Source organism: Pseudomonas fluorescens NCIMB 11764, assembly GCF_000293885.2.
Lineage (GTDB): Bacteria > Pseudomonadota > Gammaproteobacteria > Pseudomonadales > Pseudomonadaceae > Aquipseudomonas > Aquipseudomonas fluorescens_B.
In genome coordinates this window covers 1,551,311-1,564,230 of sequence record NZ_CP010945.1, presented here as the reverse complement: position 1 = coordinate 1,564,230, position 12,920 = coordinate 1,551,311, and the positions used below count along the sequence as shown (strand labels likewise).

The window sequence follows — 12,920 nt, the reverse complement described above, 5'->3', positions numbered from 1 at the left end:
GATCAGTGTGCAGTCAGCTCGATCACGCAGCAGGCGCCGTTGCTGGAGACGTCCAGCAGGCCGGTGTTACCGACGAGTTGCAGGCAATCATGACGACCCAATTGCTGGGCATTGTTTTCGACCGTCACCTCAAGCGCTTCGCTCACACTGAACACCAGCACCGTCCCGGCCTCGCTGAAAAACCGCTGCTCGCCGTCCAGCCACTGCAACCGCGCGCTGTAACGCTGCGGCGCATAAATCAGGTTGAAGTCGCGAATCGGACCACCCAGCAACGTGCAGGACACCTGGCTCTCGCCGCTGAAGGCATAGGGGTCCAACGGTAACAACGGCCGCGTGAACTGGCCATCCACCGACAAGGTCATGCCGTCGCCCTGCAACACCGTGATGATCCGCTCGTAACCGGCGAAGGTCGAAAACCCGCCCGACTCGGCGATATCGGCAATTGACAGGCGCCAGCCGAAACCATCAAGGCCAGTGCCCGCGTCGCGGGTGATTTCTTCGGTACTGCCACCGCCATTTTTCCATGGCATGCGTGGGTAATCGACAGCGCGTAAAACCTTGACCTGACTCATTTGTGAAACCGACCTTCCAGACGATGACGGGAACCGGGGTGGATCAAACGGGCGGCAGTCACTGGCTGACGGCCGGACCAGGTACGGCGACGGATCAGCAGGCACGGCTCGCCCTTTTCAATCTGCAGCAATTTGCACTCGCTGGCCTCGGCCAGAATCGCCTCGACCACGTGCTCGCCTTCAGTCAGCGGCGCGACCTGGTTCAGATAGGCGTAAGGCGTTTGCAGGGTGAAGTCCTGCTTGAGGTAGTCCGGCGCCACCAGCGCGTTGACGAAACGGTCTTCGATTTGCACCGGAATGTCGTTTTCGAAATGCACGATCAGCGAGTGGAAGACCTTTTGGCCTTCACGCATGTCCAGGGCCAGGGCGCGCTCGGAACCGGCGGCCTCTTCTTCAAGCGTGATCACCTGGCATGTATGGCGATGGCCACGGGAGGCGATTTCGTCGGCGATGTTGTGTACTTCAAACAGCGCAGACTGGCTTTTCGGCTCGGCGACGAACGTGCCGACGCCCTGCATACGCACCAACAGGCCGTCGGCGGTCATCTCGCGCAGCGCGCGGTTGATGGTCATGCGACTGAACCCGAGTTGGCTGACCAACTCGCTTTCCGACGGAACGCGGTAGTGCGGCGGCCAGTTTCCACTGTCGATCTGCTGGGTGATCATTTGTTTGACGCGAGCGTACAAGGGCGCCGGACTGTCGCCCATGTTCGCGGCCAACGGTGACACTGTAGGCGGAGTCGGCACGGTAAATCCTTGTTCATTTGGTGAGGGTTGCTAGCTTGCCGGAGTTTACCGAGCAGGCAAACGTCTGTATATGTATATACAAATAACACACGATGGGGTGCTGAACCATGTCCGCCTTCTTTGCCGAACGCGCGCTGCTGCCTAGTGGATGGGCCAACAATGTACGTCTTGAGGTCAGCGCCGACGGCGTTTTGACCCATGTCCAGGCCAATTCCAACGCAGATGACGCCGAACGGCTAAGCGGTCCACTGCTGCCGGGCATGCCGAATCTGCACTCCCACGCCTTCCAGCGGGCGATGGCCGGATTGGCCGAAGTGGCCGGTAATCCGAACGACAGTTTCTGGACCTGGCGCGATCTGATGTACCGGCTCGTCGGAAAAATCAGCCCCGATCAGCTCGGTGTAATCGCCCGTCAGCTGTACATCGAAATGCTCAAGGCCGGTTACACCTCGGTCGCGGAATTTCATTACGTGCACCACGACACCAGCGGCCAGCCGTATGCGGATCCGGCCGAACTGGCGCTGCGCATCAGCCAGGCGGCCAGTTCCGCCGGTATCGGCTTGACCTTGCTGCCGGTGCTCTACAGCCATTCCGGTTTCGGTGGCCAGACGCCGAACGATGGCCAGCGTCGCTTTATCAACAGCACTGAAAATTACCTGAAGCTGCAGTCGCGCTTGCAGCCGATCCTGGCGCAGCAACCGGCACAATCGCTGGGTCTGTGTTTCCACTCATTGCGCGCGGTCACCCCACAGCAAATCAGCGAAGTACTGGCGGCCAGCGACAAGCAGTGTCCGGTGCACATTCACATCGCCGAACAGCAGAAGGAAGTCGATGACTGCCTGAGCTGGAGCGGTCGTCGCCCCCTGCAATGGCTGTACGAAAACACCGAAGTCGATCAGCGCTGGTGCCTGGTGCACGCGACTCACGCCAACCCGGAAGAGGTCGCGCTGATGGCCAAGAGTCGCGCCATCGCCGGCCTGTGCCTGACCACCGAAGCCAACCTCGGCGACGGGATTTTCCCGGCGGTGGATTTCCTCGCGCAGGGCGGACGCCTGGGTATCGGGTCCGACAGCCATGTGTCATTGAGCGTTGTGGAAGAGTTGCGTTGGCTGGAATACGGCCAGCGCCTGCGCGATCAGCGGCGTAATCGGCTGTATGGCGCGGATCAGCCGATGGTTGGCCGCACGCTATATGACGCTGCGCTGGATGGCGGCGCTCAGGCGCTGGGGCAGCCGATCGGTGCGCTGACGGTTGGCAAACGTGCGGATTGGCTGGTGCTGGACGGCAACGATCCGTACCTGGCAACGGCCAGCGGTGACGGGATCCTCAATCGTTGGTTGTTTGCCGGCGGCGATCGCCAGGTGCGCGATGTGCTGGTCAATGGCCAGTGGGTGGTGCGTGACGGGCGTCATGCAGCAGAAGAAGAAAGTAACCGCGCGTTTACCCAAGTCCTGCGCGACCTCCTGGGCTGACACAAACGAAATGTGGGAGCGAGCCTGCTCGCGACAGGGCGATCAAATTCAACAGAAGTGTTGACTGATACTCCGCTATCGCGAGCAGGCTCGCTCCCATATTTGTTCTTTACTAGCCGTCAGTTCGAGGTCTTGGCCATCTGCGTATCCGTCGCACGCCAGATCAGCCGCGTCGTGTCATATCCCTGCTGACGCGCCTTGCTCAGCAGCTCTTCGCGCACTACGCCGTTGACCGTAGGGGTTCGCGACAGCAGCCACAGATACCGGCGACTAGGATCACCGACGATGGCAGTCTTGTAGTCATCGCTGACGTACAACACCCAGTATTGCCCCTTCGCCACACCCGGCAGCAATCGCGAGAACCAGTTGTCGAACTCGACCCACAGCTTGTCGGTCTTGCCTGGCACTTGCGGATACGCCGTGCCCTTGGCCTCTTCCCACTGCCAATCCGCCGTCAGGCAGCGGTTCAGCACCAGCACGTTACCGTCCGGCTTGAGCGTGTAATGGGCTTCGGATTGCGCACAGTTGCGCTGAAAATACATCGGCAGACGTGCCAACTCGTACCAGGTCCCTTGGTACTTCTTCAAATTGACGCTGGCGACGGTTTTCGGCGCCAATGGATCTTCGCCAGAAGTGGCACAGCCAGCCAATACCAGGCCGGCAAAAAGGAGGATCAATAACCGTTTCATTGTTTTTCTCCCGCGGGCGCATCGCCCCGGTTTACTTCAGGCCTTGGCCGGAAAACATCAACACTTTGTCACCGGCGTACTGCACGCTGATAAAGCTGTTCTTGTCGCCCCAGGTGCAACTGGACATGCCGAGCGCGCCCGAGCAGTCGGTGGGTTTGCCCAACAAGGTTTCCACCTCGGCCTTGGGCATGCCTGTCGACAGCTTCGAATAATTTTCCTGATTGATCTTGCCGCATGCGGCCAGCAACACGCAGAACGAAAGCAAAGCGATGGAACGCAGCGACATGGTGTAGCTCCTGGGGCGAAGGGGAATGGCATGGCTGCCAAGCTGAAGCTTAGAAGAGAAAAGCCCTGTCTGGTTCCCTGACCGAGCGCCTATTTGTTGGGCCGCTCGTCTGCCTTTTGCCGAAAAATCAGCCACTTTCTTTCGCCGTTGAGCATTTCATCGGTTTTGGCAAAAGTCGCCTAATCTTTGGCGCCGGCGAGTCGACATAAATGCAGCGCAAAGCCCGCTCCTGTGGCAAATTGGCGCCCCTTGTTGACCAGCCCCTCCGCGGTAGCTCATTTAATGACCAGAAACATGAAATTCAGCCACAAGATTCTGCTGGCTGCTGCCCTCGTAGTGGCCGTCGCCTTCGCTTGTTTCATCCTTTTCAACGACTACCGCCAGCGGCAGACCCTGCGCAGCAGTACCGAATCGTCGATGCAGGAACTCGGCAGCCTGACCACCAGCAACATCCAGACCTGGCTGGAAAGCCGCATTCAGTTGCTGCAGTCGCTGTCCCAGCAGATCGTAGTGGATGGCAGTGCCCTGGCCAGCCTCAAGCGGGTCATCGACCTGCCCGCCTACACCAGCAACTTCCAGCTGAGCTACTTTGGTGGCACCGACGGTGTGATGTTTTCGGTTCCGGCCGGCAATCGTGCCGCGGACTACGACCCTCGCGCACGCGGCTGGTACAAGGCAGCCAACAGCGCCCAACAGACCATCGTCACCGAACCCTACATCGCGGCGTCCTCCGGCAAACTGGTGATCACCGTCGCCACGCCGGTACAGCGCCAGGGCCAGATGATCGGCGTCGCCGGCGCCGATATTGACCTGTCCAGCGTCAGCGCGATCATCAACTCGCTGAACTTCGGCGGTCACGGTCATGCGTTTATCGTCAGCGCCGACGGCAAGATCCTGATTCACCCGGACAGCAAACTGGTCCTCAAGAATCTGGCCGACGCCTACCCGAACGGTGCCCCGCAAGTCAGTCCGGGCCTGAAAGAAGTCGAGATCGACGGCAAGCGCCAGTTCATTTCCTTCACTCACGTCAACGGTGTGCCGTCGGCAAACTGGTACGTGGCGCTGGTGCTGGATCAGGACACCGCGTTCTCGATGATCAGCGAATTCCGCACCTCGGCGATCATCGCCATGGTCATCGCCGTAGTGATCATCATCGCGTTGCTGGGCATGCTGATCAGTTTCCTGATGCAGCCGCTGCTGACCATGGGCCGCGCCATGCATGACATCGCCGAAGGCGAAGGTGACCTGACCAAACGCCTGATCATTCACGGCCATGACGAATTCGGTGCGCTGGGCACTTCGTTCAACCGCTTTGTCGAGCGTATTCACACCTCGATCCGCGAAGTGTCCTCGGCCACCGGCCAGGTCAACGAAGTCGCACTGCGGGTCGTCGCCGCGTCCAACTCGTCGATGTTCAACTCCGACCAGCAAGCTTCGCGCACCAGCAGCGTGGCCGCGGCGATCAACGAACTGGGCGCCGCCGCCCAGGAAATCGCCCAGAACGCCGCCCTCGCCTCGCAGCACTCCAGCGACGCGCGCGCCCTGGCCGAAGACGGTCAGCAGGTGGTGGATAAAACCATCGCGGCGATGCAACAGCTCTCGGCGAAGATCAGCGATTCCTGCGGCAACATCGAGACGCTCAACAGCAACACGGTGAACATCGGGCAGATTCTGGAAGTGATCACCAGCATCTCGCAGCAGACCAACCTGCTGGCATTGAACGCCGCCATCGAAGCGGCACGGGCCGGTGAAGCCGGTCGCGGTTTTGCCGTGGTCGCCGATGAAGTGCGCAACCTCGCCCACCGCACCCAGGATTCGGCGCAGCAAGTGCAGAAGATGATCGAGGAACTGCAAGTCGGCGCCCGCGAAGCGGTGAGCACCATGACCGACAGCCAGCGCCAGAGCGAAAGCAGCGTGGGCATCGCCAACCAGGCGGGCGAGCGTCTGGGCAGCGTGACCCAGCGGATCGGCGAGATCGACGGGATGAACCAGTCCGTGGCGACGGCGACCGAAGAGCAGACCGCCGTGGTGGAATCGATCAACGTCGACATCACCGAGATCAACACGCTGAATCAGGAGGGTGTGGAGAACCTGCAGGCGACGTTGCGCGCGTGTTCTGATCTTGAGCAGCAGGCGGCGCGGTTGAAGCAGTTGGTGGGCAGTTTCAGAATCTGAGGCGCTCTTACTGGCCTCATCGCCAGCAGGCTTGCTCCCACAATAGGTTTGTGTCGATCACAAACTCCTGCGGGAGCCAGCCTGCTGGCGATGACGGTATCAGCAGAAATGGAAATCTAAAACCGAGACCCTGGCCCCGAAAGAAACGCCAACTCCTCAGCCGTCGATTCCCTTCCCAATACCGCATTCCTGTGTGGAAACCGCCCAAACCGCGCAATCACCTGCTGATGCTTCTCGGCATAGTTCAGATAGTCGGTAAAAAGTTTCCGCTCGGCCTCCGGGTGCTGTGCCACAAGGTCGATATAGCGCGAGACCGCTTCATTCTGCACCGCCAGATTCTCGCAATGCTCAAACACCAGGTAGATAAACACCCGCTGAATCGGCCGCAACTGTCGATCGAAATCCGCAGCAATGCCTTGCGCTACGAGAGCCTGCGCCCTGGGATCGCCTGCAAAGGATTTGGGAGTGTCGCGAAAGATCATTCGCGGAAGTTGATCGAGCAGCAGCACCAGGGCCAGCCAACCGTCGGGGCGTTGCGCCCAGTCAGTCAATCCGCCGGCCAGTGCCTGCTCGACCCAGTCCCCGAAACGCGTCTGCGCTTCGAGGTCCTGGCTGTCGCGCTTGCCGAACCATAACTTACCCTTCTCTGCCGCTGTTTCGATCGGTGATTCGGCGTTTCCGAACCACCATTCGAGCAACGGCTGCCAGGGCGCGGTCATGGTTTATTCCTTGTGGTAAGCCGTGATGCGTGCGACTTCTTCTTTCGAACCGAGGAACACCGCTACGCGCTGGTGCAAGCCGTCCGGCAGAATGTCGAGGATGCGCTGGTGACCATCGGTGGAGGCGCCGCCGGCTTGTTCAACCAGGAACGACATCGGGTTGGCTTCGTACATCAGGCGCAGTTTGCCCGGCTTCGACGGCTCGCGGCTGTCGCGTGGGTACATGAACAGGCCGCCACGAGTCAGGATGCGGTGCACGTCGGCAACCATCGCGGCGACCCAGCGCATGTTGTAGTTCTTTTTCAGCGGGCCTTCGTCGCCAGCCAGCAATTCACCGACGTAACGTTGTACCGGCGCTTCCCAGTGACGCTGGTTGGACGCATTGATCGCGAACTCCTGGGTGGACTCCGGGATCGTGATGTCTTCATGGGTCAGTACGAAGCTGCCCATTTCACGATCCAGGGTGAAGCCTTTGACGCCATTGCCCAGGGTCAGAACCAGCATGGTCTGTGGACCGTAAATCGCGTAACCGGCGGCAACCTGCTGAGTGCCTGGCTGCAGGAAGGCCTTTTCGTTCAAAGGCTCGTTCTGGGTCAGGTATTCGTTCGGGCAACGCAGCACCGAGAAGATCGTACCGACCGGCGCGTTGATGTCGATGTTCGACGAACCGTCCAGCGGGTCAAACACCAGCAGGTAGGCGCCTTTCGGGTATTTGCCCGGGATCTGGTAGGCATTGTCCATTTCTTCGGATGCCATGCCGGCCAGGTGACCGCCCCATTCGTTGGCTTCGAGCAGGATGTCGTTGGACATCACATCAAGCTTCTTCTGCACTTCACCTTGGACGTTTTCGGTGCCCATGCTGCCCAGAACACCACCCAGGGCGCCTTTGGAGACGGCGTGGCTGATTTCTTTACAGGCGCGCGCCACCACTTCGATCAGGAAACGCAGATCGGCAGGGGTGTTGTTGCTACGGGTCTGCTCAATCAAATAGCGACTCAGGGTAACGCGGGACATGGAAGGCTCCGGTGGAATGGGGGGCTAAAAACCCGCGCAGTTTAACGCGAGTCGGGGCGCATTTCCTCCTATCAGACGTGGAACACCCAATAGAGTTCATGTGCCGGGTTCAGCGTAGTTCGAAACGGGCATCTTTACCGTCAGGTAAACCGCTATCGCCAGCAGGCTGGCTCCCACAGGGGAATGCGATTAACTGTAGGAGCCAGCCTGCTGGGGAATGCGATTAACTGTGGGAGCCAGCCTGCTGGCGATCGGGTGCGCAGCACCCGCCTTCAAGGTTTGACCGGGGGTTTGCGCAACAAGCTGAACGCCATCGCCGCCAAGAACAGAACGCTCAGCAGCAACACCCCCCACAACCCGAACTTCTTCCAGTGGGTCCCAACCTGCGAAGTCGAGGTGGCTGTCGATGTCGGTGTCGCCACCGCCCCGCTATCCACTGTCGCCCTGCCCAACGCCGCCCACTTGGCCGCGCTGTAATCCGGAATCAGCGTCGACAACGGCAGGTTCGCCGCCTTCACCGTCGCGCTGCCCAGCGCCAGCGTATAAGGCCCGGCACCGCGCGCCAGGAACACCAATTGCGTCGAGCGCACGGCGAACTTCACCGTTGGCGCTTCGGCACCCAAGCCACCGCCCCGCTCGTCCACCGTCAGCTTCAACTGCTGCACCGTTTGCCCCGACAGCTGCAACTCGTTCTGCACCACGTCCTGGCCACTCTGGGTCAGGCGATAAAGCAAACCGCTGCTCAACGGCTGCCACGGCAGACTGCTGTCCCGACGACCGGACAAGGTCACCGGCGCCAGGCTGTTCGGCTGACTCAACTCGACCTGCAAGCGCTCGACATTCAGCCCCATCGGCAATTGCCAGGTGTATTCCCCGGCCTTCACGCTGCTGCCGGCCAACGCTTGCGACCAGACCAACGGCAGCGGCAGGCTGCGGGTGCTGGCGCTTTCCAGTTGCGCCGACGTCAGCGTCGGCGCCGACTGCGGCGTGCTCCACAACAAACGCAGGTAGCGCGCTGATTGACCCGGCAAACCGACTTCATGCTGCTCGACCCGCTCGTCGGCAAACGTCAGCCGCGCCACCTGCCCGTCACCCCACGACTGCCAATGCTGCAAGTCGTCGCTGGCTTCGATACTGAAACGCTGGAAGCCGTCGCGCTCGCTGGTCCAGTCGAGGATCAACTGCTGCAGCGGTGCCTTGATGCCGCTGGCGTCGAGCAACCAGCCACGCAGCACTTCTTCGCCCACCTCCAGCTGACTCGACGGCTGCACTTCGACCAGCGTGCCATTGGCGCTCGATTGCACCCGCACACTCGGCGCACGCTCGGTGTCGTCCGCGGAGTTGTACAGCGGGAACCACTTCACATCGGTCAGGGTACGGTTTTCGCTGGTTTTCGCGGTTTCCCGCGCCAAGGCATAGGCCTGGGCTTCGCCTGCCGCGTTGAACACGCGCACGTCGCTCAGGTCTGTCTGCCGCGCGTTCAATTGCACGGCCAAGGGTAATTCGAGGCGATACCACGGCCCCTCGCCACTCACGGTCAACGGCACTTGCGTGGCGAAATCCACCGGTTTTTCCTGCGCGCCGGCCGACAGCGCCATACCCATGGCAACAACGCCCAACCAGACCAGGTTCAGCTTCGAACTCAAGATGACACTCCTTCGGTTTGCGGGGCCGGGTTTTCAGGTTCCGGCGCGGCGTCGGCACGCTTGGGTGGCAACGGAGCGAAATAGCCCACCACCAACAGCAACACACCCACACCGATAAACGAGACGATCCGCGCCAGCCCGCCACGGTTACTCAATTCGACAAAGAACAGTTTCGCGACCACGACGCCGATCAAGGCCGCGCCAATCAGCCAGACTTCACGACGATGCCGTAGATGGCCGCCGATCATCAGACTCAGGGCCATCAAGGTCCAGACGATCGACAGACCGGCCTGCACCTGCATGGACGCGAGCAGCAGATCCAGCTCGAACGGGACGCCGCCCCAGTGATGAGCCGTGCGGTTCACCAGCGCGGTGAAGAACGCAAACAGTGAAACGCCGGCGATCAGTTGCGTGGCGTGATCGAAGGTGTCCTTGCCGATCGCCAGTCGCGTCACCGCGCTGCGCGCCCAGACATAAACCCCGAACAGCGCAAACAGCAGGCCCAATTCCAGCGGATTGATCAGCGGTACGTAAGGCAACGGTTCGGCCGTACCGTCGCTGACGATGTTCGCCAGCCAGAACCAGCCGAGCATCAGCACCGCCAGAGGTGCTGCCGCGTACAAGCGGTATTCACGCGCGTAAGCCGACACTGGCCAAGGCCCGTTGCGTGGCGCAGCCATCAGCACCAGATACAGGCTCGGCAGTATCGCCCAACCCAACCAGCGCCAGGCGTTGTACTGCTCGGACAACAACAGCAGGCCGTAGCGCAATTCCAGCGCCAGCACCCCGATCAACAGCCAGCAGCCGAGCACATGAGCAGTGCTCAAGGCACGCGCCGGCAGCATCGGTGCCAGACGCCGCAGCGAGATGAAATGCACGACAAACACCGCCGCCCAGGCCAGCCAACCGAAATCCGCCGCCGGGTGATAACGCGAGTGCCAAGCGGCGAGCAACACCACACCCGCGGCCGGTATCAGCAAGGTGCAGAACAAGCCCAGCGACGGCCATTTCAGGCGCAACGCCAACACGGCCCACACCGCCACACTCACCGCAGCGACCGTCAGCAGCAACGTCGCTTGAAGATTCACCGGCGCAAACCGCAGCACATCACTGATCCATGCCAGCGCCCACCATCCCGCGCCCCACACCAGCAGCACTTCGGACAAGCGCTGCAAATCCAACGCGTCAAACGCCGAAGCATGGTTGCCGAGCTGCAAGCGCCAGGCGCCAACCAATGCGGCCAATCCCAACACCAGCGGCGTCCAGAAACCGCTGTGCGCCAGCGGTTTCAATCCTTCGCTGGCCAGCGGCCCGAGCAGATCCGGCCCAGCGAACAGAAACGCCGCGCCGCCAATCACCTGCAGCAGCAGGCCGAAGACAAAACTTACGCGTTGCTTCAGATACAGGCTCAGCCAGATGATAAACAAACCACTGGCCGCCCACACCGCGCTCGCGGTTTGCCATGGCAGCACGAACAGCACTGCCAGATTGATCAGCACCAGACCGGCCAGCAACACCACTGACAAACCGCGCAACAGCCGAACGTCGCTACGCACCATGTCGTCTCGCGCTGCCAGCAGCATGCCGGCGATCAACGCCAGACCGATCAGGGACGCGCTGAGCAAGCCGCTCCAGCCTGCACTGAACACCGCGCCGGACTCACCGCTTGCGCCTTGCAGTCGCAACAGGAACAACGCGCCACCCAGCAACTGCACGGCAAACGCGGTAAACAGGAAGGTGCGCGATTGCAGGCGCAGGCCGACAAACAATGTCGCCAGACCGGCCAGCGCCCAACTGATCGCCGTACCGTGGGTGAAGAAAAACAGCGGCGCCAGCAGATAGAGAAAGGTCAGGCCGAGGCACGCCAGTACCGGCAGGCTTTTGCGCTCCCACTCCGACGTTTGCTCGGGCAAGGCGTTGCGCAATTGGTAGAAGCTGAACAGCAACGCCACACCGAGCATCAACGCGCCCAGCGGCGCGCCGTCGAGCAGGCTGCTTTCGCCGATCCGCAACTCGCTGAGAAACGCCAGCGCCGACCCCAGTTGCAGCAGCAAGGCAAATGCACGGGCCAGTGGTCGTTGCTGGCGCAGGCCGAGCCAGAAAATCCCGGCGCCTTCAACGGCCCAGGCGGCGGAGGTCCAACGCGCATCGAGGCCCAATGGAATCGCCAGGCTGGCGAAGATCACGCCCAGCGCCAGACAGGTTTCCGCCAGCAGCAGCGCCCGTCCGCCCATCAGCAGACGCGCAAGTCCCATGTAGATCATGCCCAGCGCGAGGGCGCTGAAAGCGGCGGCGAATTCCAGGTGCTGCACCAGCGCGAACTGCAAGCCGAAACCCACCAGGGGCGGGCCGAACAGCATTGTGCCGTCGACGTAATCACCTTTATGCGCCGACCAGCGCAGCAGTGCCTCACGGCTGTCGTCCTCGGGCGCGTCGCTCATTTCCAGCAACTTGCGCCGTGTGAACAGCAGGCCGATGGCCAGGTACATCAGGAAAAACAGAATCAGAAACGGTTCGGTGCTCCACAGCAATTCCGGCGTGTAGGAGCGCAGGCCCCAGGCGAAACCGATGCCGAAGGTGCCGACGAAGCCGATCAGGTTGAGCAGCCGCCAGGCCTTGAACCAGGCGATGGCAAGGATGCCGGCATTGAGCAAGGCGAAGTAGCTGAACAGCGCGATGTGGTTGCCGGCGCCGGTAGACGTCAGGATCGGCGCGGCGAAACCACCCAGCGCTGCGGCGCAGGCCAATGCCAGCGAGTCCTGAGTGATGGCCAGAATGGCCGAGAACACCGTTACCGCCACCAGCAGCCCAAGCGCCGCCGTCGGATCGAGCAATGGATGCAAACGCATGGCCGCAAACACCGTCAGGTACAACACGGCAATCCCGGTGCCTTGCAGCATCAACGCATAGTGATTGTTGCGATGACGCAGCCACCAGCCCAGACCGAGCAGGCCCAACGCCGCCACTGCCACACCGGCGTAACGCAGCTCAATCGGCACCACCATGCCTTCGGTGGCATAACGCAGCAGAAACGCCAGACCGAGGAACAACAGCACCACGCCGACCCGCAGCACGGTGTTGCCTCCGAACAGCCAGTTGCGTGCGCCGCTGATGGCCCGTTCGAAGAAATTTGGGCCGCGCGGAGCTACGGGTTGCTGCGGCTCACGGGCGACTGGCTCGGCTTTCCAGACATCGTCGGGCAAGGGACGACTGGCTTGCGTCGCCGTCGCGGTGATCGGTTCGAATTCGGGGGGAAGCTCCCAGACCATCTCCGGAGCCGAGACCGGGATTTCTTCGAGAATGAATACAGGGGAGGGGCCGGGGTCGCTGGCAACCGGTTCCTCGGCAACCGGCTCGCTGGCTTCGGGTGTCTTGACGCCAGACACCTCCAGCAAGGCCAGGCGCTGCTGGACCGCATGCAGCGCTACTTGCGCCTGTTCCAGCAGAAGGCGCTGTTCCGCCGCTTGTGTGCCCAAACGACCGATGCGAACGGCTTGGCCGATCCCCAACCCGAGCAACGCGCCCAACAGCGCGTCGCTGAACGACTCGTCGAGTATCCAGCCCAGCACCAGCCCAATCAGCATGAACATCCATTGCATGG

Annotated in this window: 10 protein-coding genes and 1 pseudogene; 3 read left to right on the top strand and 8 right to left on the bottom strand. The window is 61.4% G+C overall.

The features are described from left to right. Positions 1–2 precede the first annotated feature (2 nt). Entirely contained in the window at positions 3–572 is a 570-nt protein-coding gene (locus B723_RS07240) for a HutD/Ves family protein (protein WP_017336081.1), read from the bottom strand. Next, a complete protein-coding gene (gene hutC, locus B723_RS07235) occupies positions 569–1,279 on the bottom strand; it encodes a histidine utilization repressor (RefSeq protein ID WP_174602685.1) in 711 nt (236 codons plus the stop codon). Before hutC ends, B723_RS07240 begins: the two co-directional genes overlap by 4 nt. 146 nt (positions 1,280–1,425) lie before the next feature. Between hutC and B723_RS07230 the strand changes: the two genes are divergently transcribed. Beyond that, entirely contained in the window at positions 1,426–2,790 is a 1,365-nt protein-coding gene (locus B723_RS07230; RefSeq protein ID WP_017336079.1) for a formimidoylglutamate deiminase, read from the top strand. Between the two features lie 119 nt (positions 2,791–2,909). Here B723_RS07230 and B723_RS07225 read toward each other — a convergent pair whose 3' ends face one another. Then, the gene (locus B723_RS07225; protein ID WP_017336078.1) at positions 2,910–3,479 is read right to left on the bottom strand and encodes a lipocalin family protein; all 570 of its coding nucleotides are present in this window, start codon (positions 3,477–3,479) and stop codon (positions 2,910–2,912) included. Between the two features lie 31 nt (positions 3,480–3,510). Then, complete coding sequence (locus tag B723_RS07220) at positions 3,511–3,765, bottom strand: hypothetical protein (RefSeq protein ID WP_007907841.1); 255 nt, start codon at positions 3,763–3,765, stop codon at positions 3,511–3,513. 282 nt (positions 3,766–4,047) lie between these two features. Here B723_RS07220 and B723_RS34045 point away from each other — a divergent pair. Both B723_RS34045 and B723_RS34040 read left to right on the top strand, forming a co-directional pair. Next, positions 4,048–5,082, top strand: a pseudogene (locus B723_RS34045) (HAMP domain-containing protein); the annotation flags it as partial. A gap of 93 nt (positions 5,083–5,175) precedes the next feature. After that, positions 5,176–5,940 (top strand): methyl-accepting chemotaxis protein, encoded by a 765-nt coding sequence (locus B723_RS34040; protein WP_371927683.1) that lies wholly within the window; start codon positions 5,176–5,178, stop codon positions 5,938–5,940. Between the two features lie 116 nt (positions 5,941–6,056). Here the strand turns inward: B723_RS34040 and B723_RS07210 are convergent, their stop codons facing one another. The 4 genes from B723_RS07210 to B723_RS07195 form a co-directional block, all read right to left on the bottom strand. After that, entirely contained in the window at positions 6,057–6,659 is a 603-nt protein-coding gene (locus B723_RS07210) for a DUF924 family protein (RefSeq protein WP_017336076.1), read from the bottom strand. Positions 6,660–6,662: 3 nt separating this feature from the next. Continuing rightward, positions 6,663–7,673: a class 1 fructose-bisphosphatase gene (locus tag B723_RS07205; protein WP_017336075.1), complete on the bottom strand. Its 1,011-nt coding sequence runs from the start codon at positions 7,671–7,673 to the stop codon at positions 6,663–6,665. A 272-nt stretch (positions 7,674–7,945) separates the two neighbouring features. Continuing rightward, entirely contained in the window at positions 7,946–9,319 is a 1,374-nt protein-coding gene (locus B723_RS07200) for a DUF3999 domain-containing protein (protein ID WP_017336074.1), read from the bottom strand. Next, the gene (locus B723_RS07195) at positions 9,316–12,918 is read right to left on the bottom strand and encodes a DUF2339 domain-containing protein (RefSeq protein WP_017336073.1); all 3,603 of its coding nucleotides are present in this window, start codon (positions 12,916–12,918) and stop codon (positions 9,316–9,318) included. The genes B723_RS07200 and B723_RS07195 overlap by 4 nt, the downstream gene beginning before the upstream one ends. Positions 12,919–12,920 lie beyond the last annotated feature (2 nt).

What these genes read in the sequence shown, in the direction of transcription:
- B723_RS07240 (WP_017336081.1), bottom strand. Translation starts at nt 572, where the DNA reads ATGAGTCAGGTCAAGGTTTTACGCGCTGTCGATTACCCACGCATGCCA.
- hutC (WP_174602685.1), bottom strand. Translation starts at nt 1,279, where the DNA reads ATGGGCGACAGTCCGGCGCCCTTGTACGCTCGCGTCAAACAAATGATC.
- B723_RS07230 (WP_017336079.1), top strand. Translation starts at nt 1,426, where the DNA reads ATGTCCGCCTTCTTTGCCGAACGCGCGCTGCTGCCTAGTGGATGGGCC.
- B723_RS07225 (WP_017336078.1), bottom strand. Translation starts at nt 3,479, where the DNA reads ATGAAACGGTTATTGATCCTCCTTTTTGCCGGCCTGGTATTGGCTGGC.
- B723_RS07220 (WP_007907841.1), bottom strand. Translation starts at nt 3,765, where the DNA reads ATGTCGCTGCGTTCCATCGCTTTGCTTTCGTTCTGCGTGTTGCTGGCC.
- B723_RS34040 (WP_371927683.1), top strand. Translation starts at nt 5,176, where the DNA reads ATGTTCAACTCCGACCAGCAAGCTTCGCGCACCAGCAGCGTGGCCGCG.
- B723_RS07210 (WP_017336076.1), bottom strand. Translation starts at nt 6,659, where the DNA reads ATGACCGCGCCCTGGCAGCCGTTGCTCGAATGGTGGTTCGGAAACGCC.
- B723_RS07205 (WP_017336075.1), bottom strand. Translation starts at nt 7,673, where the DNA reads ATGTCCCGCGTTACCCTGAGTCGCTATTTGATTGAGCAGACCCGTAGC.
- B723_RS07195 (WP_017336073.1), bottom strand. Translation starts at nt 12,918, where the DNA reads ATGCAATGGATGTTCATGCTGATTGGGCTGGTGCTGGGCTGGATACTC.